We start from the raw sequence: 25,433 nt of genomic DNA, 5'->3' as shown, positions 1-25,433 counted from the left end.
GATATATTAATAACTAAATCGAGGATTATCAAATATGGCAAAAGCAAACTTTGATCGTTCTAAACCGCACGTAAATATTGGCACCATCGGTCACGTTGACCACGGTAAAACCACTTTGACGGCTGCTATTTCTGCAGTTCTTGCGGGTAAAGGACTGGCCGAAATTAAAGACTTCTCAGCGATCGATAACGCTCCAGAAGAAAAAGAAAGAGGTATTACTATCAATACTTCGCACATCGAGTACCAAACTGAAAAGAGACACTACGCTCACGTGGATTGTCCTGGTCACGCTGACTATGTGAAGAACATGGTTACTGGTGCTGCGCAAATGGACGGAGCGATCATCGTAGTGGCTGCGACTGACGGACCAATGCCTCAAACTAGAGAGCACATCCTTCTTTCTCGTCAGGTAGGTGTTCCTGCGCTTGTGGTTTTCATGAACAAAGTCGATTTGGTAGATGATCCAGAACTTCTTGAGCTTGTTGAAATGGAAATCAGAGAGCTTCTTACTTACTACGACTTCCCAGGCGATACTATTCCTGTTATTCAGGGATCGGCTCTAGGCGCACTTAACGGTGAAGCTAAGTGGGTAGCTAAAGTAGAAGAGCTTATGAACGCTGTTGATGAGCACATTCCACTTCCTGAAAGAGCGATCGACAAGGATTTCCTTATGCCTGTTGAAGACGTGTTCTCAATTACTGGTCGTGGTACAGTTGCCACTGGTAGAATTGAAAGAGGTGTAACCAACACAGGTGATGCAGTTGACATCATTGGTATGGGTGCTGAAGGTCTTAAGTCTACCATCACTGGTGTTGAGATGTTCCGTAAGATTTTGGATAGAGGTGAAGCTGGTGACAACGTAGGTCTGCTACTTAGAGGTATTGAGAAGTCTCAAATCCGTCGTGGTATGATCATCTGTAAGCCAGGTTCTGTGAAGCCTCACGCTCACTTCAAGGCCGAAGTTTACGTTCTTTCTAAAGAAGAAGGTGGACGTCACACTCCTTTCTTCAACAGATACAGACCTCAGTTCTACTTGAGAACTACTGACGTAACTGGTGAGATTACTCTTCCTGCAAACGTAGAAATGGTAATGCCAGGTGATAACATCACTATCGAGGTGAAATTGCTTAACCCGGTTGCTCTTGAGAAAGGTCTAAGATTCGCCATCAGAGAAGGTGGCAGAACCGTTGGTTCTGGTCAGGTGACTGAAATTCTTGACTAAGTTTTTAAATAGCTGAATGCGTTTCATCTTAATGGTGAAACGCATTTGCATATAATAAAACATTATCATACCTTTGCAGTCCGTTTTTCGGGCTGCATTCGTTAAACGGGTGTAGTTCAAGGGTAGAATAGCGGTCTCCAAAACCGTTGATGGGAGTTCGAATCTCTCCACCCGTGCTATAAAAACCGGAAGAATATATGAATAAACTGGTTGCGTTCGTAAAGGAGTCTTATGACGAGATGAGGACCAAGGTAACTTGGCCTAAATACTCTGAACTTCAGGGTAGCTCCGTGCTGGTGTTGGTGGCATCACTAATATTTGCTTTGTTCATCGGTGTTGTAGATTTGGCGTTTGAAAACGCATTGAAATGGTTTTATAACGCCTTTTAATAGGCAGTATAAATATAGTGAAGGATGGGAGAAATTAATTGGTACGTGGTAAGAGCGGTAAGCGGGCAGGAGAAGAAAGTCAAGACCTACCTGGAGACTGAGATTACCAGACAAAATCTGGAGGAAACGATTCCTCAGGTTTTAATTCCGTCCGAGAAAGTATACGAAATGCGTAATGGTAAAAAGCGAGTAAGAGAGCGTAACTTTTTTCCCGGTTACATCATCATCGCCGCCGACCTTTCGCATGGAGAAATACTTCACACAATAACGAATATCCCTGGTGTAATAGGGTTTCTGGGTTCCAGAGACAAAACGAAAGCACCAGTACCTCTAAGGCAGAATGAAGTGAACCGGATACTTGGAAAAGTAGACGAAATGGATGAAGCCGAAGAGAAATTAGATACACCTTTTATAGTAGGTGAAATAGTGAAGGTGATGGATGGGCCATTTAGTGGTTTCACAGGAACGGTTGAGGAAGTATTCGAAGAAAGAAGAAAGCTTAATGTGATGGTGAAAATATTTGGCCGGAACACACCAGTTGAATTGAATTATTTCCAGGTAGAAAAACAGGATTAATAAAATGGCTAAAGAAATTAGCGGGTACTTGAAACTTCAAGTGCGTGGTGGACAAGCCAACCCTGCACCCCCGATTGGTCCGGCTTTAGGTAGCAAGGGTCTTAACATAATGGAGTTCTGCAAGCAGTTTAATGCTAGAACGCAGGAAAAGCAAGGTATGGTTCTTCCGGTATTAGTAACCATCTATACCGACAAATCTTTTGACTTTGTAATCAAGACGCCTCCTGCGCCAGTGTTGATAATGGAGGCTTCAAAGGTTAAGAAGGGATCTGCTGAACCCAACAGGGACAAAGTAGGATCAGTTACATGGGATCAGGTAAAGCAAATTGCTGAAACTAAGATGCCTGACCTAAACGCATTTACCGTAGAGTCTGCTATGAAAATGGTAGCCGGTACTGCAAGAAGCATGGGTGTTAGGGTAACAGGAGCTGCTCCTTGGGATAATTAATCAGAGAGAAATGGCAAAGCTTACTAAGAATCAAAAGGCCGTTGCGGCCAAAATAGATGCCAGCAAGGAGTATGGCGTTGATGACGCTGCCAAACTGGTAAAGGACATCACCTTCACTAAGTTCGATGCTTCTGTTGATCTCGACATCAGACTTGGAGTAGACCCTCGTAAGGCTGACCAAATGGTAAGAGGCGTAGTTGCCCTGCCACATGGTATCGGTAAAGAGGTAAAGGTATTGGTGCTTTGCACGCCTGACAAAGAGCAGGAAGCAAAGGACGCAGGTGCCGACTTCGTTGGTCTTGATGACTACATTAAGAAAATTGAAGGTGGTTGGACTGATATCGATGTAATCGTTACCATGCCAACCGTGATGGCTAAAGTGGGTAAATTGGGAAGAGTGCTGGGACCACGTGGTTTGATGCCTAACCCTAAATCAGGTACCGTTACTTTGGATGTTGGAAAAGCGGTAAAGGAAGTGAAAGCTGGTAAAATCGACTTTAAAGTTGACAAAACCGGTATCATCCATGCCAGCATTGGCAAGGTGTCTTTCCCAGCCGATCAGATCAGGGACAATGCGATGGAGATGATCCAGACTATTGCTCGGTTGAAGCCAAGTTCTTCTAAAGGCACGTACTTCAAAAGTATCCACCTTTCAAGCACCATGAGTGCAGGCATCACTATTGATAAAAATACGATAGGAGGGATTTAATCATGACAAGAGAAGATAAGGCAGTGCTCATTGAAGAGCTGAAAGAGAAGTTTTCCAACAATGGTCACTTCTATATTACTGATGCTTCCGGTCTTTCCGTTGCTGAAGTGAACAACTTCAGAGGTAAGTGCTTTGATAGCGGCGTTGAATACCGTGTAATCAAGAATTCACTTATCAGAAAGGCACTCGAGTCACTTGAAGGTGATTTTTCACCACTCAATGACACAGCTTTGAAAGGATTTTCAGGCGTTCTTTTCTCAAAAGAAGACGCAAAGGCTCCTGCAAAACTTATCAAAGACTTCAAAAAAGCTGATAAAGAGAGTCGACCTAAATTAAAGGCTGCTTCCATAGAAAAGGATTTATTCATCGGCGAACAGCATCTTGACATGCTTATTAGCTTGAAGTCTAAGTCCGAACTGATCGGAGAGGTAATTGGATTGCTCCAATCTCCGGCCAAAAACGTGATTGGCGCTCTTCAGAGTGGTCAGCACAAACTGGCAGGTATCGTAAAGACCCTGTCAGAAAAAGAATCATAAACGAACGTAGAAACAATTTAATTATTTTCAAAAATGGCAGATTTGAAAGCATTCGCAGAGCAACTGGTTAATCTTTCTGTAAAAGAAGTTAACGAACTTGCGGCAATTCTTAAAGATGAGTATGGCATTGAGCCAGCCGCTGCTGCAGCTCCGGTAGCAGTTGCAGGTGGTGCTGCTGCAGGTGGTGGAGACGCCGCTGCAGAAGAGAAGAACTCATTTGATGTTATCCTTAAGTCAGCGGGAGCTGCTAAGCTTGCAGTTGTTAAGCTTGTGAAGGACCTTACTGGACTTGGCTTGAAAGAAGCTAAAGAACTAGTTGATGGTGCTCCTAAGGCAGTGAAAGAAGGCGTTGCTAAAGATGAGGCTGAAGCCCTTAAGAAGCAACTGGAAGAAGCTGGAGCTGAAGTAGAATTGAAATAATTTACTTTGCCACTTTTAGGTGGTGGCTCCAAGATAATAGACCTGGCTAGTGCGTCAGGTCTTTTCCTGTTTGTGCTAATTTAGCTACAGGAAGAAATTTACAACAGGGTTTATCCTTCTATTAAGAACTAAATCTTTAAAGCTTTGGCTAATAAAAAGACATCCGAAAGAATCAATTTCTCTTCCATTAAGCCAGTAATAGATTATCCTGATTTTCTTGATGTGCAACTCCAGTCTTTCAAAGACTTTTTCCAATTGGAGACGCCTGCAGAAAAGAGAATCCAGGAAGGACTTTTCAAAGTATTCGCTGAAAACTTCCCTATTTCTGACTCAAGAGAGAATTTCGTTCTTGAATTCATTGACTATACTGTAGATCCTCCAAAGTATTCTGTAGACGAGAGTATCGACAGAGGTCTTACCTATTCGGTTCCGCTTAAAGCGAAATTAAGACTTTCCTGCAACGATGCAGACAATGAGGACTTCGAGACGATTGAGCAAGAGGTTTTCCTTGGAAATATTCCTTACATGACGGAGAAAGGCTCCTTCGTGATCAATGGTGCTGAGCGTGTTATCGTTTCTCAGCTTCACAGATCACCAGGCGTTTTCTTTGCTCAGAGTAAGCACACTAACGGTACCAAGCTTTATTCTGCCAGGATCATACCTTTTAAAGGTTCCTGGATAGAGTTTGCCACTGACGTGAATAACGTCATGTACTCTTACATTGACAGGAAAAAGAAGTTCCCGGTGACCACTCTTTTGAGAGCCATTGGATACGGTACTGATAAAGACATTCTGGACCTTTTCGGTCTGTCTGAAGAAGTCGAAGCCAATCAGAAGAACCTGAAGAAAATTGTCGGCAGAAAGTTGGCCGCCAGGGTGCTACGTACCTGGACGGAGGACTTTGTGGATGAAGATACAGGTGAGGTTGTTTCTATCGACAGAAATGAGATTGTTCTCGAAAGAGATTCTATCATAGGAGAAGAAGACCTTGACACGATATTGGAGTCCGGCACTAAGTCGATCATCCTGCACAGGGAAGATGTGAACGTGACAGATTACGCTATTATATATAACACGCTTCAGAAGGATAATTCTAACTCTGAGAAAGAAGCAGTGGAGCAAATCTATCGCCAGCTTAGAAATACAGAGGCGCCTGATGAACAAACAGCCAGAGATATTATCCAGAGTTTGTTCTTCAGTGACAAGCGTTATGACCTTGGTGAAGTAGGTCGTTACAGAATCAACAAGAAACTAGGTCTCGATATATCTTTCGACGTTCGGGTGTTAACAACCGAGGACATTGTTAGGATTGTGAAGTACCTGATCGGATTGATCAACTCCAAAGCTGTAGTTGATGATATTGACCACCTTTCTAATCGTCGTGTTAGAACGGTAGGTGAGCAGTTGTACAGCCAGTTCTCTGTTGGTTTGGCCCGTATGGCCCGTACCATCAAGGAAAGAATGAACGTGCGTGACAATGAGGACTTCAAGCCTGTTGATTTGATCAACGCCAGAACGCTGTCTTCAGTTATCAACTCGTTCTTTGGTACCAATCAGCTTTCGCAGTTTATGGACCAAACCAATCCTCTTGCTGAGATCACTCACAAAAGAAGGATGTCTGCCCTCGGGCCAGGCGGTTTGTCAAGAGAGCGTGCCGGTTTCGAGGTTCGTGACGTACACTATACTCACTACGGTCGCCTTTGTACCATTGAAACACCGGAAGGACCAAACATTGGTCTTATCTCTTCCTTGTGTGTGCATGCGAAAGTAAACAGCATGGGATTCATCGAGACGCCTTACCGGATGGTAGAGGGGGGTATCGTTGGAAACGACGTGTTCTACCTTACAGCCGAGGAAGAAGATACGCATTATATTGCCCAGGCCAATGCGCCAATTGATGACAAGGGTAAGTATCTGAACGACAAAGTAAAGGCTCGTTTTGAAGGTGACTTCCCTGTTGTGGAACCACCTACGCTGAAGTACATGGACATTGCTCCTAACCAGATTGTTTCTGTTGCGGCGTCAATGATTCCATTCCTTGAGCATGATGATGCAAACCGTGCTTTGATGGGATCAAACATGCAACGCCAGGCAGTTCCACTTCTTCGTCCACAGGCTCCAATTGTTGGTACCGGACTCGAAGGAAGAATTGCAAAAGACTCAAGAACGCTGGTGACAGCCGAAGGAAATGGCGAGGTTGTTTTTGTAGATGCTAAGAAAATAGTTGTTAGATACGATAGAGACGACGAGGGCGAACTAATCAGCTTCGACAACGAAAACGTAGAATACAACCTTATAAAGTTCAGAAGAACTAACCAGGACACTTGTATCAACCTGAAGCCTATTGTTTTCAAAGGGCAGAAGGTGGTCACTGGTCAGATACTCTGCGAAGGATTTGCGACAGAACAGGGCGAGTTGGCTCTTGGTCGAAACCTTCAGGTGGCATTCATGCCATGGCAGGGATACAACTTCGAGGATGCAATTGTAATCTCTGAGAAAGTAGTTCGTGACGATATATTCACTTCTATTCACATTGAAGAGTTTGAGTTGGAAGTAAGAGACACGAAACGTGGTGAGGAAGAACTTACTTCTGAAATCCCTAACGTTAGCGAAGAGGCTGTTAAAAACCTTGACGAAAACGGTATTATCAGGATTGGTGCAGACGTAAAAGAAGGCGATATCCTTATTGGTAAGATCACACCTAAGGGAGAAACAGATCCAACTCCTGAAGAGAAACTCCTTAGAGCAATCTTCGGCGACAAAGCTGGTGATGTGAAAGATGCTTCTTTGAAAGCTTCACCATCGCTAAGAGGTGTTGTTATTGACACCAAGTTATTCTCTCGCCCCAAGAAGGACAAAGACCTTAGAAGCAAGTCTAAGAAAGAAGTGGAAGTACTTAAGAGTAAGTATTCCAATCAACTTCTTGAGCTTCGTAACCGAATGGTGAAGAAACTGACTACGCTTCTTGAAGGCAAGACGTCGCAAGGTGTTAAGCATAAGTTCGGTGATGAATTGATCTCCAAAGGGGTGAAATTCAATGGTCGTAACATCGATGAGAATCTGTTCCCACCTAAGAACGTTTACAGAGACGAAAGTAACTACAACGTTCCCGAGGAGGCTAACCTGATTTCCGATGTAAATCTTGATAACTGGACAACAGATGCTCATGTAAATGAGAACATCGTAAAGCTGGTCAAGAACTACATGAAGGCAAGGAATGAAGTTGCCGGTGATTTCAAGAGAGCAAGATTCACTCTTGAGGTTGGTGATGAACTGCCTGCTGGCATCGTTCAGCTTGCCAAGGTTTACGTGGCTAAGAAGCGTAAGCTGAAAGTAGGTGATAAAATGGCCGGTCGTCACGGTAACAAAGGGGTGGTTGCAAAGATCGTTCGTGAAGAGGATATGCCGTTTACAGAGGACGGAACACCAGTTGACGTGGTTCTTAACCCACTGGGTGTACCTTCTCGTATGAACATTGGTCAGATATACGAAACTGTACTTGGTTGGGCAGGTTTGAAGTTGGGTCGCAAGTATGCCACTCCAATTTTTGACGGCGCTTCAATGGAGCAGGTAGCAGCAGAGTTGAAGGAGGCAGGTTTGCCTGATTTTGGTAGAACTTACCTGACCGATGGTCTTACCGGTGTTCGTTTCGATCAGCCTGTTACAGTCGGTGTGATTTATGTGCTGAAACTTGGTCACCTCGTTGATGACAAAATGCACGCTCGTTCAATCGGACCTTACTCTCTTATTACCCAGCAGCCGCTTGGTGGTAAGGCACAGTTTGGTGGTCAGCGATTTGGTGAAATGGAAGTTTGGGCACTTGAAGCATTTGGTGCATCCAACATCCTTCAGGAAATCCTTACCATTAAGTCCGATGATGTTGTTGGCCGTGCCAAAGCATATGAGGCGATAGTGAAAGGTGAGAACATGCAGAAGCCTGGAATTCCGGAATCATTCAACGTATTGGTTCACGAACTCCGTGGTTTGGCACTTGAAATCACTCTTGACTAAAAAATCCCAAGGGGCTTAGGCCCCTCAACCATATATAAATAACATTATGGCGTTCAGAAAAAATAAGAAAATTACAAGCGACTTCTCTAAGGTTACTATTAGTTTGGCGTCTCCTGAATCTATTCTGGAGAGCTCTCATGGTGAGGTTACACAACCCGAAACCATCAACTATAGAACCTATAAGCCTGAAATGGGTGGTCTTTTCTGCGAAAGAATTTTCGGACCTGTAAAAGACTGGGAATGTCACTGTGGTAAGTATAAAAGAATACGTTATAAAGGGATTATCTGCGACCGCTGTGGTGTAGAGGTAACAGAGAAGAAAGTACGCCGTGAGCGCATGGGCCATATTGAACTGGTAGTGCCTGTTGCTCATATCTGGTATTTCCGCTCTCTTCCAAATAAGATCGGTTATCTGCTTGGTCTTCCGACCAAAAAGCTGGATCAGATCATCTATTATGAGAGATATGTAGTTATTCAGCCAGGTTTGAAAGCTGAGGATGGTATCAACTACCTCGACTTCCTTACAGAAGACGAATACCTCGATATTCTCGATAAAATTCCTAGAGAGAACCAAAGTCTTGACGATTCTGATCCTAATAAGTTCATCGCTAAGATGGGTGCGGAAGGATTGGAAATGCTTCTTTCAAGAATTGAGCTTGACTCACTTTCATACGATCTTCGCCACCAGGCATCAACCGATACTTCTCAGCAGCGTAAGGCGGAAGCCTTAAAAAGGCTGAAAGTGGTTGAAGCATTCAGAGATGCTCGCACCCGTATTGAAAACCGCCCAGAGTGGATGGTGATCCGTATGGTGCCGGTTATTCCACCTGAATTGCGTCCTTTGGTTCCGTTGGATGGTGGTAGATTCGCTACTTCTGACTTGAACGACTTGTACAGAAGGGTAATCATCAGAAACAATCGTCTGAAGAGACTTATTGATATCAAAGCACCGGAAGTAATCCTTCGTAACGAGAAGAGAATGCTTCAGGAAGCGGTTGACTCATTATTTGACAACTCAAGAAAAGTGAACGCTGTGCGTTCGGATGGTAATAGAGCTTTGAAGTCACTTTCAGACATGCTGAAAGGAAAGCAGGGCCGTTTCCGTCAAAACCTTCTCGGTAAAAGGGTTGACTACTCTGGTCGTTCAGTAATTGTGGTAGGGCCGGAGTTGAAAATGCATGAGTGCGGTCTGCCTAAGGATATGGCTGCTGAGCTTTTCAAACCATTCATTATCAGGAAACTGATTGAAAGAGGTATTGTAAAGACTGTTAAGTCTGCCAAGAAAATCGTCGATCGTAAGGATCCGGTTGTTTGGGATATTCTTGAAAACGTATTGAAAGGACATCCTGTGCTCCTTAACCGTGCTCCAACGCTGCACAGGTTAGGTATACAGGCCTTCCAGCCTAAGTTGATAGAAGGAAAAGCGATTCAGCTTCACCCGCTGGTTTGTACTGCCTTCAACGCTGACTTTGACGGTGACCAAATGGCCGTTCACGTGCCACTTGGCCACGAAGCAATTCTTGAGGCGTCAACGCTGATGCTTGCTTCTCACAATATTATGAACCCTGCCAATGGTGCTCCTATTGCGGTGCCTTCTCAGGACATGGTATTGGGTCTGTACTACATCACCAAAGGCCGGAAGTCTACCAAGGATCATCCTGTAATGGGAGAAGGTAGAACCTTTTATAATGCCGAAGAAGTTATCATCGCTATAAACGAGGAGAGACTTTCGAAGCATGCCTATATCAAAGTGAGAACAAAAGTTCTTAACGAGAACAATGAGCTTGAAACCAAAATCATCGAAACAGTAGCTGGACGAGTTATTTTCAACCAGAACGTTCCTGAAGAAGTCGGCTATGTGGATGAGCTTCTGACCAAGAAGAAACTACAGTTGATCATCGGTACCGTGTTCAAAATCACTGGTATGGCGAGAACTGCTAAGTTCCTTGATGATATCAAAGAGCTTGGCTTTAAGTCTGCATACATCGGTGGTCTGTCTATCGGTTTGAATGATATCAAGATTCCTGAGGAGAAGGAAACGATGATCGAAACTGCGAAAGCAGAAGTAGACGTGGTTTGGAATAACTACCTGATGGGTCTTATCACAGATAACGAACGTTACAACCAGGTAATTGACATCTGGACTCGTATCAACTCTCAGTTGACAGGCACACTTCTTAAGCAACTGGAAGAAGACGATCAGGGATTCAACTCGATCTACATGATGATGCACTCAGGTGCTCGTGGATCTCGTGAGCAGATTCGGCAGCTAGGTGGTATGCGTGGTTTGATGGCTAAGCCCCAAAAGAACCTTCAGGGTTCTGTTGGTGAAATCATCGAAAACCCGATTCTTTCTAACTTTAAGGAAGGTCTGGACGTAATCGAGTACTTTATCTCTACCCACGGTGCTCGTAAGGGTCTTGCCGATACTGCCCTTAAAACGGCTGATGCGGGCTACCTTACCCGTCGTCTCGTGGACGTGGCGCAGGATGTCGTGATCAATGAAGACGACTGTGGCACACTGAGAGGTATCGTTGTTACTGCCTTGAAAGATAACGAAGATGTAGTGGAGCCTTTATCTGAGAGAATTCTTGGTCGGGTGACAGTACATGATGTATTTGATCCGATCACTGATGAACTTATCGTGTCAGCAGGTGATGAAGTAACTGAGGAGTTGGCAGCCAGAATTGATGCTACCAGCATTGAAGAAGTAGAAATTCGCTCAGTGCTTACTTGCGAGACCCGCCTGGGAGCTTGTGCCAAGTGTTACGGTCGCAACCTTGCCTCTGGCCGCATGGTAGAGATAGGGGAGGCTGTTGGCGTAATCGCCGCTCAGTCGATTGGTGAGCCTGGTACACAGTTGACACTACGTACCTTCCACGTGGGTGGTACGGCGTCCAACATTGCAGTGGATGCCAGCATAAGGGCTAAGTTTGACGGTATCGTTGAATTCGAAGGGCTACGTTCAGTGAAAACTACCAATGATGAAGGAGAAAGCATCAATGTGGTGATGGGGCGTTCCGGTGAAATGAAAATAAAGGATCCGAAATCTGATAAAATATTCATCAGTAACCACGTTCCTTATGGTGCATTCCTTAAGGTGAAAGACGGAGAGAAGATAGAAAAAGGCCAGGAGCTTTGTTTCTGGGATCCTTATAATGCTGTAATTCTCTCAGAATTCGATGGTACTATCGATTTCGATGCTATTGAAGAAGGCATTACTTTCAAAGAGGAGTCTGATGAGCAAACAGGTCACAGAGAGAAAGTAATCATTGATACAAAAGATAAGACGAAGAACCCTGCCATTGTTGTCAATGGAAAGGGAGACGAGTCGAAAGGTTATAACATTCCGGTAGGCGCTCACTTGGCGGTTGAAAAAGGCCAGAAGGTGAAAGCTGGACAGATTCTGTCTAAGATACCTCGTATGACTTCTAAGTCAAGAGATATCACCGGTGGTCTGCCAAGGGTAACGGAATTGTTTGAAGCACGTAACCCTTCCAACCCGGCTGTGGTGAGTGAGATCGACGGTGTGGTAACTTATGGAGGCATCAAGCGTGGTAACCGTGAAATCTACATCGAGTCTAAGGACGGAGTGAAGAAGCGTTACCTGGTTTCACTTTCCAAGCACATCCTTGTTCAGGACAACGACTTTGTGAGAGCTGGCGATGCCTTGTCTGATGGTGCCATTACACCTGCAGATATTCTTTCTATCAAAGGACCTACAGCTGTTCAGGAGTATCTTGTAAACGAAATACAGGAAGTATATCGTCTGCAGGGTGTGAAGATCAACGATAAGCATATTGAGGCCATAGTGAGCCAAATGATGCAGAAAGTTGTGATTCTGGATCCGGGAGACACTAGTTTCCTACCTGGACAAACTTGCGACAAGTTTGCTTTCCGTGAGGAGAACGATAACATTCTTGACAAGAAAGTAGTGATGGACGCTGGTGATTCGGAGAATCTTAAGCCAGGTCAAATCATTTCTTCTCGCAGGCTGAGAGATGAGAATTCCAGCCTGAAGAGACGTGACCTTAAGATCGTCGAAGTACGTAGCGCTGAACCTGCTGTTTCCAAGCCATCGCTTCAAGGGATTACCCAGGCGTCGTTGGATACAGAAAGTTTCATATCAGCTGCTTCTTTCCAGGAGACTACCAAAGTATTGAGCGAAGCCTCTATCCGAGGCAAGGCCGATCACCTGAAGGGGCTTAAGGAAAACGTAATCGTAGGCCATCTGATTCCAGCCGGTACAGGAAGACGTAATTTCCAAAGGGACGTGGTTGGTTCCAAGGAAGAATACGAGGCACTGACCGCTAGGGATAGAGACAGAGAGCAACAAACTGAGGAAAGATCTTTCGAGGTCAGCAAGTAAGTAGTTATGGCAAAAGAAGAAAAGGACCCTAAAAAGAATCCTAATCAGATTAACATAGAGCTTTCAGAAGAGATTGCTGAAGGCGTTTATGCTAACCTAGCCATGATTGCTCACTCAAATAGTGAATTCGTTATAGATTTTATAAGACTGATGCCTGGTGTACCAAAGGCAAAGGTTAAATCGAGAATTGTCATTACTCCAGAGCATGCCAGGCGTCTCCTGGCTGCTTTGGAGGAAAATGTCCGAAAATACGAAGATACCTTTGGCACAATTAAAACAACCAATGAGCTACCCAAGTTTCCAATGAATTTTGGAGGCACAGTTGGTGAAGCATAGTTGAATAATTATTCGCCATCAATTCTTTGCACTAAAAATTATAAATCCATATCTTTGCGTTCCATTTTTTGGAACACAGAAAAATACAGTCTAAATGCCCACTATACAGCAATTAGTAAGAAAAGGTAGAACGGCCGTGACATGGAAATCCAAGTCACCTGCTCTTGATTCATGTCCTCAAAGAAGAGGCGTGTGCACAAGGGTTTACACTACCACTCCTAAAAAGCCAAACTCTGCCATGCGTAAAGTAGCCAGGGTTCGTCTTACCAACAGTAAGGAAGTGAACGCCTACATACCTGGTGAAGGTCACAACCTTCAGGAGCACTCAATTGTGCTTATCAGAGGTGGTAGAGTAAAAGACCTTCCTGGTGTAAGGTATCACATCGTTAGAGGTGCCCTTGATACCGCTGGAGTAACAGGAAGACTCCAGAGTCGTTCTAAGTATGGTGCTAAGAGACCTAAAAAGAAATAATTAATCGCAATGAGAAAGGCAAAACCTAAGAAAAGATACATCCTCCCTGACCCTAAGTTTGGGGATACTTTGGTAACCAAATTTGTGAATAATTTAATGCTTAGCGGGAAGAAAAGCGTTTCTTATTCCATTTTCTACGACGCCATTGAGGCTGTTAGTAAGAAGACAAGCGAAGATGGTCTTGAAGTGTGGAAAAAGGCGCTTAACAACGTAACTCCTGCTGTTGAAGTAAAAAGCCGCCGTGTAGGTGGTGCTACTTTTCAGGTTCCTTTGGAGGTACGTCCAGAGAGAAAGGTCTCTTTGGGAATTAAGTGGCTTATTAAATACGCCAGAACTCGTGGTGAAAAAACTATGACTGATAAATTGGCCGGCGAAATCATCGCTGCTTCCAAAGGCGAAGGCGCTGCTGTGAAGAAAAAGGATGATACTCACCGTATGGCTGATGCAAATAAAGCTTTCTCCCACTTTAGATTTTAATTGAAAAGGCGTAATGGCAAGAGATCTTAGATTCACCCGTAACATTGGTATTGCTGCTCATATTGATGCTGGTAAAACAACAACAACAGAGCGTATACTCTTTTATACAGGTGTCAACCATAAAATAGGAGAAGTTCATGATGGTGCTGCCACTATGGACTGGATGGAGCAAGAGCAGGAGAGGGGTATTACTATTACTTCCGCTGCTACTACTGTTTTCTGGAAATATAAAGGAGACGATTATCACATTAACATTATAGACACCCCTGGCCACGTGGATTTCACTGTGGAAGTAAACAGGTCTTTGAGGGTATTGGACGGTTTGGTGTTTTTGTTTAGTGCGGTTGATGGTGTTGAGCCTCAGTCAGAAACTAACTGGCGCCTGGCTGACAATTACAAAGTTGCCCGTCTTGGATTCGTCAACAAAATGGATCGCTCCGGCGCCGACTTCCTTGCCGTTTGTAAGCAAGTGAAAGAAAGATTGGGTACTAAAGCAGTTCCGCTTCAGTTGCCTATCGGATCTGAGGAGAAATTCAAAGGTGTTGTCGACCTTGTTGAAAACATCGCCATGGTGTGGAACGAGGATGACTTCGGAATGACATTTAGCGAAGTGCCGATTCCTGAAGATATGAAGGATGAAGTGAAGGAGTACAGAGAGCATTTGCTAGAGGCAGTTGCTGAGTACGACGAATCTTTGTTAGAAAAGTATTTTGAAGATCCTGAGTCTATTACAAGAGACGAAGTTGTAAAGGCACTTAGAGCTGCTACTGTAGACTTGGCTTTTGTGCCAATGCTTTGCGGATCTGCTTTCAAGAATAAAGGCGTTCAGACAATGCTTAACTATGTGATGGAACTTCTTCCTTCACCGATGGACAGAGAAAGCATTAAAGGGATCAACCCCGATACCGATGCTGAGGTTTCAAGAAAACCTGCTGTTTCAGAACCTTTTGCGGGCTTGGCGTTTAAAATTGCTACTGACCCTTTTGTAGGCCGCCTGTGTTTTGTAAGGTCTTACTCGGGCATGCTTGAGTCTGGTTCTTATGTTTACAATACGAGGTCGGGTAACAAAGAGAGGATATCCAGAATATTCCAGATGCACGCCAACAAGCAGAACCAAATCGAAAGGCTTCACGCTGGTGATATTGGCGCTGTAGTTGGGTTCAAAGATATTAAAACTGGTGACACACTTTGTGATGAAAAGCACAAGATAGTGCTTGAGTCTATGGTGTTCCCTGAGCCGGTTATTGGCTATGCCATTGAGCCTAAAACTCAGGCAGACGTTGATAAACTCGGAATGGCCATTGCCAAACTTATTGAGGAAGATCCAACCCTTCAGGTAAATACCGACGAGGAAACAGGTCAAACAATCCTTAGAGGTATGGGCGAGCTCCACCTTGAAATCATCATCGACCGTCTCAAGAGAGAATTTAAGGTTGAAATTAATCAGGGTGCTCCTCAGGTGGCTTACAAAGAAGCACTTAGAGCCACAGTTGAGCACAAGGAGGTCTATAAGAAGCAGACCGGTGGTCGTGGTAAATTTGCGGATATTGTGTTTGAGCTTGGGCCAAAAGATGAAGATCACGCAGCTGACGGCCTGCAGTTTGTAAATGCTATTGTGGGTGGTGTAATTCCAAGAGAATTCATCCCAGCCGTGCAGAAAGGTTTTGCTGACTCGATGAAAAACGGCCCGCTGGCTGGATACCCTATCGATACAATGAAGGTGAGGCTATTCCACGGATCGTTCCACGATGTGGATTCTGACGCACTTTCATTTGAAATGGCAGCAAGAATTGGTTTCAGAGAAGCCGCAAGAAAGGCTAAGCCAGTATTGCTTGAGCCGATAATGGCTGTTGAAGTAGTTACTCCTGATGAGTATACAGGCCCTTTGACAGGTGACTTGAACAGAAGGAGAGGTATCATGAAAGGTATGGATACCAAAGGTACTTCGTCTGTAATCAAAGCAGATGTTCCTCTTTCGGAACTTTTCGGCTACGTAACTGATCTTCGTACAATGAGTTCAGGAAGAGCGACTGCCTCTTTGACATTCGCACATTATGATCAGGTGCCTCAGAATATAGCCGACGCCGTGATTACAAAAACTAAAGGTGCAGCTGCCAAATAAGAAAATCATGACACAGAAAATAAGAATCAAACTTAAGTCTTACGACCACAATTTAGTTGACAAGTCATCTGAAAAGATCGTAAGAGCCGTAAAGACGACAGGTGCTATAGTTAGCGGTCCAATTCCGTTGCCTACAGAAAAGGAAATCTTTACTGTGCTTCGTTCACCCCACGTGAACAAGAAGTCAAGAGAGCAATTCCAGCTTTGTACTTACAAGCGCCTGGTAGATATTTATTCAAACAGTACAAAAACAGTAGACGCTTTGATGAAGCTTGAATTGCCAAGCGGTGTCGACGTTGAAATTAAGGTCTGACCTTTAATAGTATTGTTTCGTAAAGAACCAATAATGATCAGAGTTATTGGTTCTTTTTTTGTGCATAGATATTTTAAAAATTTAGAGTTAACAGTTTTGTAGGACAGAGCAAATTACTATCTTTGCAGTCCTTTTTGGCGGATAAACGCCGAAAACGTTGATAAAGAACTTATAACCAATACGATGTCAGGAATTATTGGAAAAAAAATTGGAATGACTAGTATCTACGGTGCCGATGGACGTAACGTTGCATGCACGGTGATAGAGGCTGGTCCCTGCGTTGTTACCCAAGTGAAGAATGAGGCTACTGATGGCTACAAGGCTATCCAGTTGTCTTATGACGAACGGAAGGATAAGAACACTCCTAAGGCCCTTAAAGGCCACTTTGCTAAGGCTAAAACTACTCCTAAAAAGAAGGTAGTTGAGTTTCGTGACTTCCGTGAGGAATTCGAAGGCCAGGTGAAGATAGGGGACAAGATCATGGTCGGCGAAGTATTCAAAGAGGCCGAGTTTCTTGATGCAATCGGAACATCAAAAGGAAAAGGCTTCCAGGGTGTTGTTAAGCGCCACGGTTTCGCTGGTGTTGGCGAGGCAACTCACGGTCAGCACAACAGACTTCGTGCTCCCGGTTCCATCGGTGCATGTTCGTTTCCATCAAGGGTTTTCAAAGGCATTAGAATGGCCGGAAGAACAGGTGGTGACAGAGTGAAGGTGATTAACCTTCAGATCATGAAGATCATGCCGGAGAAGAATTTAATTGTAGTCAGTGGCTCCGTTCCAGGTGCTAAGAACTCATACGTAATCCTAGAGAAGTAACATGGAACTAGTTGTAAAAAAATATACCGGTGAAGACACCGGAAGGAAAGTTAGTCTCTCAGATGCTGTATTTGCAATCGAGCCTAATGACCATGCTATCTATTTAGATGTAAAGCAGTTTCTAGCTAATCAGAGACAGGGCACTCACAAGTCTAAAGAGCGTAACGAAGTTTCTGGGTCAACCAGAAAGATAAAGAAACAAAAGGGAACAGGTACTGCCCGTGCAGGTAGCATCAAATCGCCCGTCTTTGTTGGTGGTGGTCGTATATTCGGACCAAGACCCAGAACGTACGGATTTAAGCTAAACAAGAAAGTAAAAGCACTTGCCCGTAAGTCTGCATTGACTTATAAGGCCAAAGGCGAATCGATTTCTGTTATAGAAGATTTCACTTTCAGCGCTCCTAAAACAAAAGACTTCATAAAGATGCTTGAAGTTTTGGCGCTTGCTGATAAGAAGACCCTTGTGGTGTTGCCTGCAGTAGACAAAAACATTGTTTTGTCAGGCAGGAACCTGGAGAGATCAAAGGTCGCCCTTGCAGCTGACGTTACTACCTACGATCTGCTTCATGCTGATCACGTAGTTTTCGTTGAGAGCTCTATTCAAACAGTTGAAAACACTCTTAATTAAAGACCATGAGCGTATTAGTAAAACCCTTGGTTACTGAAAAGGTGTCTTCTATGAACGAGAAAGGCAAGTATGGCTTTGTTGTGAAGAAGGGTGCCAATAAGGTAGAGATAAAGAAGGAGATAGAGAAAATGTATGGTGTGAAGGTTGAAAATATCAACACCATGGTCTATCAGGGAAAGAGAAAAACCAGGTATACAAAGTCACGTGTGCTTGAAGGCAGAACTGATGCCTACAAGAAGGCCATTGTGACCGTTGCCGAAGGTGAAGTAATTGATTTTTACGCAGGAATATAAAGGAACGGGAAAATGGCAGTAAAAAAATTAAGACCGATTACACCAGGCCAGCGTTTCAGAATGGCGCCTGACTATTCTATGATTACAACCAATGTGCCTGAAAAGTCATTGGTGGCAAGCAGAAAGAAAAGTGGTGGCAGAAACGCCGGAGGTCGCATGACTATGCGCTACTTAGGTGGTGGTCATAAGCAGAAGTACCGTATGATTGATTTCAAGCGTGACAAGCATGATATTCCTGCTACCGTAAAGTCAATCGAATACGATCCAAACAGAACAGCTTTCATAGCTTTGTTGGCTTACGCTGACGGCGAAAAAAGATACATCCTGGCACCTGAAGGTATTCAGGTAGGACAAACCTTGTTTTCAGGGGAGTCAGTAGCTCCGGAAGTAGGCAATGCCTTGCCAATGTCGAAAATTCCTCTTGGTACAATCATTCATGCTATCGAACTGAAGCCTGGTAAGGGCGCAGCTATGGCAAGAAGTGCTGGGGCTTACGGTCAACTATTGGCCCGTGAAGGAAAGTATGCCACTATCAAATTGCCTTCTGGTGAGATGAGGATGGTGTTGGCAGTCTGCATGGCAACAGTCGGAACTGCATCTAACGGCGAACACATGAACGTCGTGCTTGGTAAGGCTGGCCGTAACAGATGGTTGGGAAGACGCCCAAGAGTTCGTGGTGTTGTAATGAACCCTGTCGATCACCCGATGGGTGGTGGTGAAGGTAGAGCTTCTGGTGGTCATCCAAGATCTAGAAATGGTCTGTTGGCGAAAGGAAAGAAAACACGTCGCCCGAACAAGTATTCTGATAAGTTAATCATCTCTAATAAAAAGAAATAAGTAATGGCTAGATCTCTTAAGAAAGGCCCATATATAGATTTCAGACTGGAGAACAAGGTGGAAACCATGAACGAGGCTGGCAAGAAGTCGGTAATCAAAACATGGTCAAGAAGATCTATGATCTCACCAGATTTCGTTGGCCATACCTTTGCGGTTCACAACGGAAACAAGTTTATACCAGTGTATGTTACTGAAAACATGGTGGGTCACAAGCTAGGTGAATTTGCACCAACCAGGAATTTCAGGGGTCACATCGCCAAAAAAGATAAAGGTAAAAGATAAGGATATGGAAGCAGTAGCTAAGTTGAAGAACGTTCCTACCTCTCCACGAAAAATGAGATTGGTTGTTGATCTTATCAGAGGCGTACGTGTAAATAAGGCTTTGACTATACTTAAGCATGAATCAAAGCATCCTGCTGCACGTTTGGAGAAACTGTTGTTGTCTGCTATTGCCAACTGGCAGCAGGGCAACGAAGATGCCAAACTTGAGGAAGCTGATTTGTATGTGAAGGCCGTATCTGTTGATTCAGGTCGGATGTTGAAAAGACTGAGACCAGCACCACAGGGTAGAGCTCACAGGATAAGAAAGCGTTCAAACCACGTAACATTGGTTGTGGACAGCCTGGCACCTGCGGCAACAGCGCCTGAAACAAAAGCAACCGAAAACACAGAAAAGTAAAACGCATGGGACAGAAGGTAAACCCAGTCGGTTTTAGACTCGGAGTCATTAAAGGATGGGATTCAAGCTGGTTTGGAGGCAAAACTTTTGCTGACAAATTGGTAGAAGACACCAAAATCAGAAAATACATAACTGCAAGGATTCCCAAGGGTGGAATCGCTAAGATAGTTATCGAGCGTACGCTTAAGCGGATAACGCTTACTATCCACACTGCTCGTCCTGGCGTTGTTATTGGAAAAGGTGGTTCTGAAGTCGACAAGATCAAAGAAGAGCTGAAGAAGATAACTGGAAAAGATATCCAGATAAATATATTCGAAATTAAAAGACCAGAGCTTGATTCACTTCTGGTAGGTGAGTCAATTGCTCAACAGTTGCAGGCTCGTATTTCTTACAGAAGAGCCATGAAGCAAGCGATTGCTTCTGCAATGAGAGTGGGAGCTCAGGGAATTAAGATAAAGGTATCAGGACGTTTGGGCGGTGCTGAAATGGCACGTACTGAAATGTACAAGGAGGGTAGAATTCCTCTACACACACTTCGTGCTGATATTGACTATGCAATTTCTGAAGCGCAGACTGTTTACGGTAAGATTGGCATCAAGGTTTGGATATTCAAAGGTGAGGTGTTCGGAAAAAGAGACCTTTCCCCTAACGTAGGAATAACAAACGACGCCAACAGTGGTAACTCTGGTGGAGGCCCTGGCAACAGACGTGATGGAGGTGGTAGAAGAAGAGGTGGACCCGGCGACGGCGCTCCTAAACGTAAAAGAAAATAATAACTAGTTAATTAGCTGACAAATGTTACAGCCTAAAAGAACTAAATTCAGGAAGCAACAAAAAGGAAGAGTAAAAGGTATTGCCCAAAGGGGTCATACACTTTCTTTCGGAACTTTTGGATTGAAGTCATTGGAATCTGGTTTTATTACCTCACGCCAGATTGAAGCATCGAGGATCGCCGTTACAAGGGCAATGAAAAGGGAGGGTCAGGTTTGGATCCGCATATTCCCCGACAAGCCTATTACCAAAAAGCCCGCAGAAGTACGTATGGGTAAAGGTAAAGGTGCACCTGAGTACTGGGTGGCCATCGTAAAGCCAGGAACTATTATGTTCGAAGCTGGTGGTGTGCCCATCGAGACAGCTAAAGAAGCGCTAAGATTAGCGGCTCAGAAGCTTCCTATAAAAACTAAATTTATTGTCAGAAGAGATTACGCTGCAATACAATGAAAAATTCAGAGCTAAAGTCGCTTTCTGTAGAGGAGCTAAACGCACGACTCGCAGCAGAGAAAGAGAGCCTTCAAAAGTTGAAGTTCGCCCATGCTGTTACTCCTGTTGAAAATCCGATGAGGATCCGCCACAACCGTAGGGTTGTTGCCAGGATTCAAACCGAGCTACACTCAAGAGAGCTATCAAAATAATTGGAGTATGGAGACCAGAAATCTACGTAAAGAGAAAACAGGAAAGGTTGTTAGTGATAAGATGAATAAGTCTATCACGGTGGCAGTTTCTCGTAAGGTGAAGCACCCTATCTATGGAAAGTTCATAGGTAAAACAACCAAGTTTTTGGCACACGATGAGAAAGATGAGTGTGGCATTGGTGATACTGTACGCATAGCAGAAACGAGACCTATGAGTAAAAGGAAGCGTTGGAGATTGGTAGAAATTATCGAAAGAGCAAAATAAGATGATACAGCAGGAATCCAGGTTATCTGTTGCAGATAATAGCGGTGCCAAAGAGGTACTTTGTATACGTGTGCTAGGTGGAACGGGTAAGCGTTACGCTTCAATCGGAGATAAGATTGTAGTGAGCGTTAAGTCTTCCATTTCTTCAAGCAGTTTGAAGAAAGGTACTGTTTCCAAGGCCGTCATTGTACGCACCAAGAAGGAAATCAGAAGAAAAGATGGTTCATACATCAGATTTGAAGATAACGCAGCTGTGTTATTGACGGGTAATGACGAACCAAGAGGAACTCGTATTTTCGGACCTGTTGCCAGAGAGCTTCGTGAAAAACAATTCATGAAAATCGTTTCATTGGCGCCTGAAGTACTATAACATATGAAAACTAATTCAAAGCCTAATAAGCTACATGTCCGCAAGGGTGACACTGTAAAAGTGATCGCCGGCAACAGTAGAGGAAAAACTGGCAAGGTGCTGGAAGTAGTGCCTGGCGATAGCAAGGCCTTTATTGAAGGATGTAATATTATTACGAAGCACGTAAAGCCTTCTGCTCAGAACCCAAATGGCGGGATCGAAAAGAAAGAGGCTCCTATTCATTTGAGCAACCTGATGGTGGTGGATCCGTCAACAGGAAATGCAACGAGAGTTGGGAGAAAAGAAGACAAGAACGGCAAGCTTCAAAGATACGCAAAGAAAACTGGGGAGGTAATTAACAATGGCTAGTCCTAGATTAAAAACGAAGTACCAGGAGGAGATCATGAAAGCCTTGATGGAGAAATTCCAGTACAAGTCTATCATGCAGGTTCCTAAACTGACCAAAATCACAGTAAACAAGGGTATTGGCGCAGCTGTAGCTGACAAGAAACTTGTGGATGTAGGAGTTGAAGAGCTTACTACTATCACTGGTCAGAAGGCAGTTCCTACCAAAGCCAAAACATCTATATCTAACTTCAAATTGCGTGAAGGGATGCCAATCGGAGCGAGAGTAACGCTTCGTGGTGATAAGATGTATGAGTTTCTTGACCGTTTGATGTCAATTGCCCTTCCAAGGGTTCGTGACTTCAAAGGTATCAAGGACAGTGGGTTCGACGGCAGAGGGAACTACACATTAGGGGTGAAGGAGCAGATCATTTTCCCTGAAATCAGTATTGACAAAATCAATAAGATATCTGGTATGGATATCACGTTTGTTACTACTGCAAATAGTGATGAGGAGAGTTATGAATTGCTGAAGGCATTTGGAATGCCATTCGCATCAAAAAATAAATAACATGGCTAAAGAATCAGTTAAAGCACGGGAGAGAAAAAGAGAGCATTTGGTAGCAAAGTATGCTGCTAAAAGAAAGGCACTTAAAGAAGCAGGTGATTACATCGGCCTGGATAAGTTGCCCAAGAACGCTTCTCCGGTACGTCTTCACAACCGTTGTAAATTGACGGGGCGTCCAAAAGGATATATGAGGAAGTTTGGTATTTCTCGTGTAACATTTCGTGAGATGGCTTCTGATGGTAAAATACCAGGCGTGACCAAGTCAAGCTGGTAATTATTTGCCCAAGGCATATTGTTAAGAAAGAAAATAATTTATACCTTTGCAGCCCTGTTAAAAAGGGCTTAATTATTTTACTGTATGGTTACAGATCCTATAGCAGATTATCTAACACGAGTTAGAAATGCAATAAAAGCAAATCACAGAATCGTTGAGGTTCCTGCTTCTAACATCAAGAAGGAGATCACCAAGGTTCTAATGGATAAGGGATATATCCAGAACTTCAAGTTCGTTGAAGATGATAAGCAAGGTGTTATCAAGATAGCGTTGAAATACAATGCTGTTACGAAGAAAAACGCCATTTTATCTCTTGAGAGAATAAGTAAGCCTGGTTTGCGTAAGTATGCTCACGTTGAAAAAATTCCTCGTGTTCTTAATGGCTTGGGTGTAGCTATCATTTCAACCTCACGAGGTGTAATGACAGACAAAGAGGCCAGGACACAGAATATTGGTGGAGAAGTACTTTGTTACGTTTATTAAGATATTGATGTCATGTCAAGAATAGGAAAGAAACCAGTAACTGTGCCTGCCGGGGTAACCATTTCAATAGATAAAACTGTTGTTACGGTTAAAGGACCTAAAGGCCAGTTAACACAAGATATAGATCCTGACATCCAGGTTAAATTGGAGGGATCAGAATTGGTTGTTGAAAGACCAACTGAACAAAAGCGTCATAAAGCTATGCACGGTTTGTACAGGTCTTTGATCGCTAATATGGTTGAGGGAGTAAGTAATGGTTACAAAGCAGAGCTGGAGCTGGTAGGTGTAGGTTATAAAGCCTCACATCAGGGAAACGTTCTTGAATTAAACCTTGGCTACTCTCACAATATATTTTTGGCTCTGCCAGATGAAGTTAAGTTGAACACTGAAACTCCAAAAGGTAAGAATCCAACGATAAGTCTAGAAAGTATCGATAAACAGCTTATTGGACAAGTTGCTGCCAAGATCAGATCACTAAGAAAAGTAGAGCCTTACAAAGGTAAAGGTGTTCGCTTTGTGGGAGAGCAAGTTCGTAGAAAAGCTGGTAAAACTGCTGCTAAAAAATAATTAAGATGGCCACCAGTAAAGGAGACAGAAGATTAAGAATAAAAAGAGGAATCCGTAACAAGATTAGCGGAACTTCTGACAGACCCAGGCTTTCGGTTTTCAAAAGCAACAAGGGAATATATGCTCAACTAATTGATGACCTGAGTGGTCACACACTCGCAGCATCTTCTTCAGAAGATGTGGGTCAGAAGGGAAAGATCAACAATGATGTTTCTAAATTGGTTGGGAAGAAAATTGCTGAAAAGGCTAAGGAAAGCGGCTTGGCAACTTGTGTTTTTGATCGTGGTGGTTACCCATACCATGGACGTGTAAAAGCACTTGCTGAAGGAGCCAGAGAAGGTGGTCTTAAATTCTAATTGAACATGACACAGTCAAACGTAAAATCGGTAAAAGCGTCCGAAATAGATCTTAAAGAACGAGTAGTTGCCATTAACAGGGTAGCGAAAGTAGTGAAGGGTGGACGTCGTTTTAGCTTTTCAGCTATCGTAGTAGTAGGTGATGGCAATGGAGTGGTAGGCTACGGATTGGGTAAAGCCAATGAAGTAACCGATGCAATCACTAAAGGTATCGACGATGCTAAAAAGAACCTTGTTAAGGTTCCGATATTGAAAGGAACGCTTCCACACGAATCGAACGGTAAGTTCAGCGGCGGCAGGGTTTTGATTAAGCCAGCTGCACCTGGTACAGGTGTAATTGCCGGTGGTGCGATGCGTGCGGTATTGGAGAGTGCAGGCGTTCACGATTGTTTGGCTAAGTCAAAAGGTTCGTCAAACCCACACAACGTGGTAAAAGCAACTTTTGACGCTCTGACAAAAATGCGTGATGCGTTCACCGTGGCTGACCAAAGAGGTGTCGAACTAGAAAAAGTTTACAAAGGATAATTCTGATGGCAAAAGTTCAGATTACACAGATAAGAAGCACAATAGGTCGTCCTGCAGTTCAAAAGGCGACAATTAAGGCTTTGGGCCTTGCAAAAATAAATCGTTCTGTAGAAAAGGAACTTACTCCTCAGATCGCAGGAATGATTGCTAAGGTTACTCATTTAGTTGAAGTTAAAGCTCTTTAAGATTATGGATTTAAGTACACTAAAACCTGCAAAGGGGTCTACCCAGAGTAGAAAGAGAATAGGAAGAGGTCAGGGCTCAGGAATGGGCGGTACTTCCACTCGTGGTCACAAAGGTGCTCAATCCAGGTCTGGCTATAGCAAGAAAAAAGGATTTGAGGGTGGTCAAATGCCACTTCAACGCCGTGTGCCGAAGTTTGGTTTCAAGAATAGAAACAAGGTTGTTTCAAAACCAATCAATCTTGACGTACTTCAGACGCTTGTAGACACCTACAAGGTGAAAGAGGTAACTCTTGACACGCTTATCGAGCATGGATTGGCTTCTAAGAACGATACTGTTAAGGTATTGGGCAGAGGTGAGTTGAAAGCAAAAGTAGATGTATCTGCAAGTTCTTTTTCAAAAGTTGCTCAGGAAGCAATTGAAAAGGCAGGTGGTAAGGTAACCGTACTTTAA

At 43.8% G+C, this 25,433-nt stretch carries 34 protein-coding genes and 1 tRNA gene; all 35 read left to right on the top strand.

Translation table 11 applies throughout. From position 1 onward, the window contains the following. The first annotated feature begins 34 nt into the window (after nucleotides 1–34). The 35 genes from tuf (at nucleotide 35) to rplO (ending at nucleotide 25,433) form a co-directional block, all read left to right on the top strand. Nucleotides 35–1,222: an elongation factor Tu gene (tuf, locus tag AAC052_RS13680; RefSeq protein ID WP_317487974.1), complete on the top strand. Its 1,188-nt coding sequence runs from the start codon at nucleotides 35–37 to the stop codon at nucleotides 1,220–1,222. A 105-nt stretch (nucleotides 1,223–1,327) separates the two neighbouring features. Next, nucleotides 1,328–1,398: transfer RNA gene (locus AAC052_RS13675), tRNA-Trp, on the top strand. A gap of 21 nt (nucleotides 1,399–1,419) precedes the next feature. Continuing rightward, nucleotides 1,420–1,611 carry a preprotein translocase subunit SecE gene (gene secE / locus AAC052_RS13670; RefSeq protein WP_151997928.1) on the top strand — a complete coding sequence of 64 codons (192 nt, stop codon included), beginning with the start codon at nucleotides 1,420–1,422 and terminating at the stop codon, nucleotides 1,609–1,611. A gap of 24 nt (nucleotides 1,612–1,635) precedes the next feature. Further along, complete coding sequence (gene nusG / locus AAC052_RS13665) at nucleotides 1,636–2,187, top strand: transcription termination/antitermination protein NusG (protein WP_151997929.1); 552 nt, start codon at nucleotides 1,636–1,638, stop codon at nucleotides 2,185–2,187. A gap of 4 nt (nucleotides 2,188–2,191) precedes the next feature. After that, nucleotides 2,192–2,635 (top strand): 50S ribosomal protein L11, encoded by a 444-nt coding sequence (gene rplK, locus AAC052_RS13660; RefSeq protein WP_151997930.1) that lies wholly within the window; start codon nucleotides 2,192–2,194, stop codon nucleotides 2,633–2,635. A 10-nt stretch (nucleotides 2,636–2,645) separates the two neighbouring features. Next, nucleotides 2,646–3,344, top strand: coding sequence for a 50S ribosomal protein L1 (gene rplA / locus AAC052_RS13655; RefSeq protein WP_339813901.1), 699 nt, complete (start codon nucleotides 2,646–2,648; stop codon nucleotides 3,342–3,344). Nucleotides 3,345–3,346: 2 nt separating this feature from the next. After that, nucleotides 3,347–3,880, top strand: coding sequence for a 50S ribosomal protein L10 (gene rplJ / locus AAC052_RS13650; protein WP_317487972.1), 534 nt, complete (start codon nucleotides 3,347–3,349; stop codon nucleotides 3,878–3,880). Nucleotides 3,881–3,913: 33 nt separating this feature from the next. Continuing rightward, complete coding sequence (gene rplL, locus AAC052_RS13645) at nucleotides 3,914–4,300, top strand: 50S ribosomal protein L7/L12 (RefSeq protein WP_151997933.1); 387 nt, start codon at nucleotides 3,914–3,916, stop codon at nucleotides 4,298–4,300. 144 nt (nucleotides 4,301–4,444) lie between these two features. Further along, complete coding sequence (rpoB, locus tag AAC052_RS13640) at nucleotides 4,445–8,311, top strand: DNA-directed RNA polymerase subunit beta (protein WP_317487971.1); 3,867 nt, start codon at nucleotides 4,445–4,447, stop codon at nucleotides 8,309–8,311. 46 nt (nucleotides 8,312–8,357) lie between these two features. Then, nucleotides 8,358–12,680, top strand: a complete 4,323-nt coding sequence (rpoC, locus tag AAC052_RS13635; RefSeq protein ID WP_317487970.1) for a DNA-directed RNA polymerase subunit beta' — start codon at nucleotides 8,358–8,360, stop codon at nucleotides 12,678–12,680. Between the two features lie 6 nt (nucleotides 12,681–12,686). Next, a complete protein-coding gene (locus AAC052_RS13630) occupies nucleotides 12,687–13,016 on the top strand; it encodes a DUF3467 domain-containing protein (RefSeq protein WP_151997936.1) in 330 nt (109 codons plus the stop codon). A 94-nt stretch (nucleotides 13,017–13,110) separates the two neighbouring features. Then, nucleotides 13,111–13,488, top strand: a complete 378-nt coding sequence (gene rpsL / locus AAC052_RS13625; protein ID WP_151997937.1) for a 30S ribosomal protein S12 — start codon at nucleotides 13,111–13,113, stop codon at nucleotides 13,486–13,488. A 9-nt stretch (nucleotides 13,489–13,497) separates the two neighbouring features. Then, nucleotides 13,498–13,965, top strand: coding sequence for a 30S ribosomal protein S7 (gene rpsG, locus AAC052_RS13620; RefSeq protein WP_151997938.1), 468 nt, complete (start codon nucleotides 13,498–13,500; stop codon nucleotides 13,963–13,965). Nucleotides 13,966–13,978: 13 nt separating this feature from the next. Next, nucleotides 13,979–16,087, top strand: a complete 2,109-nt coding sequence (gene fusA / locus AAC052_RS13615; RefSeq protein WP_317487969.1) for an elongation factor G — start codon at nucleotides 13,979–13,981, stop codon at nucleotides 16,085–16,087. Between the two features lie 7 nt (nucleotides 16,088–16,094). Beyond that, on the top strand, nucleotides 16,095–16,400 hold the full coding sequence (gene rpsJ / locus AAC052_RS13610; protein WP_151997940.1) for a 30S ribosomal protein S10: 306 nt from the start codon (nucleotides 16,095–16,097) through the stop codon (nucleotides 16,398–16,400). Between the two features lie 183 nt (nucleotides 16,401–16,583). Further along, entirely contained in the window at nucleotides 16,584–17,216 is a 633-nt protein-coding gene (gene rplC / locus AAC052_RS13605; RefSeq protein WP_151997941.1) for a 50S ribosomal protein L3, read from the top strand. A gap of 1 nt (nucleotide 17,217) precedes the next feature. Next, entirely contained in the window at nucleotides 17,218–17,844 is a 627-nt protein-coding gene (gene rplD / locus AAC052_RS13600; protein ID WP_151997942.1) for a 50S ribosomal protein L4, read from the top strand. A 5-nt stretch (nucleotides 17,845–17,849) separates the two neighbouring features. Beyond that, nucleotides 17,850–18,137 (top strand): 50S ribosomal protein L23, encoded by a 288-nt coding sequence (rplW, locus tag AAC052_RS13595; RefSeq protein WP_317487968.1) that lies wholly within the window; start codon nucleotides 17,850–17,852, stop codon nucleotides 18,135–18,137. Nucleotides 18,138–18,149: 12 nt separating this feature from the next. Further along, nucleotides 18,150–18,974 (top strand): 50S ribosomal protein L2, encoded by an 825-nt coding sequence (gene rplB / locus AAC052_RS13590; protein ID WP_317487967.1) that lies wholly within the window; start codon nucleotides 18,150–18,152, stop codon nucleotides 18,972–18,974. A gap of 3 nt (nucleotides 18,975–18,977) precedes the next feature. Then, a complete protein-coding gene (gene rpsS / locus AAC052_RS13585) occupies nucleotides 18,978–19,256 on the top strand; it encodes a 30S ribosomal protein S19 (RefSeq protein WP_151997945.1) in 279 nt (92 codons plus the stop codon). A 4-nt stretch (nucleotides 19,257–19,260) separates the two neighbouring features. Continuing rightward, complete coding sequence (gene rplV, locus AAC052_RS13580) at nucleotides 19,261–19,653, top strand: 50S ribosomal protein L22 (RefSeq protein ID WP_317487966.1); 393 nt, start codon at nucleotides 19,261–19,263, stop codon at nucleotides 19,651–19,653. A 5-nt stretch (nucleotides 19,654–19,658) separates the two neighbouring features. Next, nucleotides 19,659–20,426 carry a 30S ribosomal protein S3 gene (gene rpsC, locus AAC052_RS13575; RefSeq protein ID WP_151997947.1) on the top strand — a complete coding sequence of 256 codons (768 nt, stop codon included), beginning with the start codon at nucleotides 19,659–19,661 and terminating at the stop codon, nucleotides 20,424–20,426. A 22-nt stretch (nucleotides 20,427–20,448) separates the two neighbouring features. Next, on the top strand, nucleotides 20,449–20,874 hold the full coding sequence (gene rplP / locus AAC052_RS13570; protein ID WP_151997948.1) for a 50S ribosomal protein L16: 426 nt from the start codon (nucleotides 20,449–20,451) through the stop codon (nucleotides 20,872–20,874). Then, on the top strand, nucleotides 20,871–21,065 hold the full coding sequence (rpmC, locus tag AAC052_RS13565) for a 50S ribosomal protein L29 (protein ID WP_151997949.1): 195 nt from the start codon (nucleotides 20,871–20,873) through the stop codon (nucleotides 21,063–21,065). The genes rplP and rpmC overlap by 4 nt, the downstream gene beginning before the upstream one ends. A 7-nt stretch (nucleotides 21,066–21,072) precedes the next feature. Continuing rightward, on the top strand, nucleotides 21,073–21,330 hold the full coding sequence (gene rpsQ / locus AAC052_RS13560; RefSeq protein WP_317487965.1) for a 30S ribosomal protein S17: 258 nt from the start codon (nucleotides 21,073–21,075) through the stop codon (nucleotides 21,328–21,330). Nucleotide 21,331: 1 nt separating this feature from the next. Then, nucleotides 21,332–21,700 carry a 50S ribosomal protein L14 gene (gene rplN / locus AAC052_RS13555; protein ID WP_151997951.1) on the top strand — a complete coding sequence of 123 codons (369 nt, stop codon included), beginning with the start codon at nucleotides 21,332–21,334 and terminating at the stop codon, nucleotides 21,698–21,700. A 3-nt stretch (nucleotides 21,701–21,703) separates the two neighbouring features. Beyond that, nucleotides 21,704–22,048, top strand: coding sequence for a 50S ribosomal protein L24 (rplX, locus tag AAC052_RS13550; protein ID WP_317487964.1), 345 nt, complete (start codon nucleotides 21,704–21,706; stop codon nucleotides 22,046–22,048). Continuing rightward, nucleotides 22,041–22,595 carry a 50S ribosomal protein L5 gene (gene rplE / locus AAC052_RS13545; RefSeq protein ID WP_151997953.1) on the top strand — a complete coding sequence of 185 codons (555 nt, stop codon included), beginning with the start codon at nucleotides 22,041–22,043 and terminating at the stop codon, nucleotides 22,593–22,595. Before rplX ends, rplE begins: the two co-directional genes overlap by 8 nt. 1 nt (nucleotide 22,596) lies before the next feature. Beyond that, nucleotides 22,597–22,866, top strand: coding sequence for a 30S ribosomal protein S14 (gene rpsN, locus AAC052_RS13540; RefSeq protein ID WP_151997954.1), 270 nt, complete (start codon nucleotides 22,597–22,599; stop codon nucleotides 22,864–22,866). An 84-nt stretch (nucleotides 22,867–22,950) separates the two neighbouring features. Beyond that, a complete protein-coding gene (gene rpsH / locus AAC052_RS13535; protein WP_151997955.1) occupies nucleotides 22,951–23,349 on the top strand; it encodes a 30S ribosomal protein S8 in 399 nt (132 codons plus the stop codon). Between the two features lie 12 nt (nucleotides 23,350–23,361). Then, nucleotides 23,362–23,916 carry a 50S ribosomal protein L6 gene (rplF, locus tag AAC052_RS13530; protein ID WP_151997956.1) on the top strand — a complete coding sequence of 185 codons (555 nt, stop codon included), beginning with the start codon at nucleotides 23,362–23,364 and terminating at the stop codon, nucleotides 23,914–23,916. 5 nt (nucleotides 23,917–23,921) lie between these two features. Further along, nucleotides 23,922–24,272 carry a 50S ribosomal protein L18 gene (rplR, locus tag AAC052_RS13525; RefSeq protein WP_151997957.1) on the top strand — a complete coding sequence of 117 codons (351 nt, stop codon included), beginning with the start codon at nucleotides 23,922–23,924 and terminating at the stop codon, nucleotides 24,270–24,272. 6 nt (nucleotides 24,273–24,278) lie between these two features. Then, on the top strand, nucleotides 24,279–24,797 hold the full coding sequence (gene rpsE / locus AAC052_RS13520; protein ID WP_151997958.1) for a 30S ribosomal protein S5: 519 nt from the start codon (nucleotides 24,279–24,281) through the stop codon (nucleotides 24,795–24,797). 5 nt (nucleotides 24,798–24,802) lie between these two features. After that, entirely contained in the window at nucleotides 24,803–24,982 is a 180-nt protein-coding gene (gene rpmD, locus AAC052_RS13515; RefSeq protein WP_151997959.1) for a 50S ribosomal protein L30, read from the top strand. 4 nt (nucleotides 24,983–24,986) lie between these two features. Beyond that, the gene (gene rplO / locus AAC052_RS13510) at nucleotides 24,987–25,433 is read left to right on the top strand and encodes a 50S ribosomal protein L15 (protein WP_317487963.1); all 447 of its coding nucleotides are present in this window, start codon (nucleotides 24,987–24,989) and stop codon (nucleotides 25,431–25,433) included.

The sequence above is a fragment of the uncultured Imperialibacter sp. genome (assembly GCF_963974565.1).
Taxonomy (GTDB): Bacteria; Bacteroidota; Bacteroidia; order Cytophagales; family Cyclobacteriaceae; genus Imperialibacter; species Imperialibacter roseus.
This window is presented reverse-complemented; position numbering and strand designations above follow the sequence as displayed.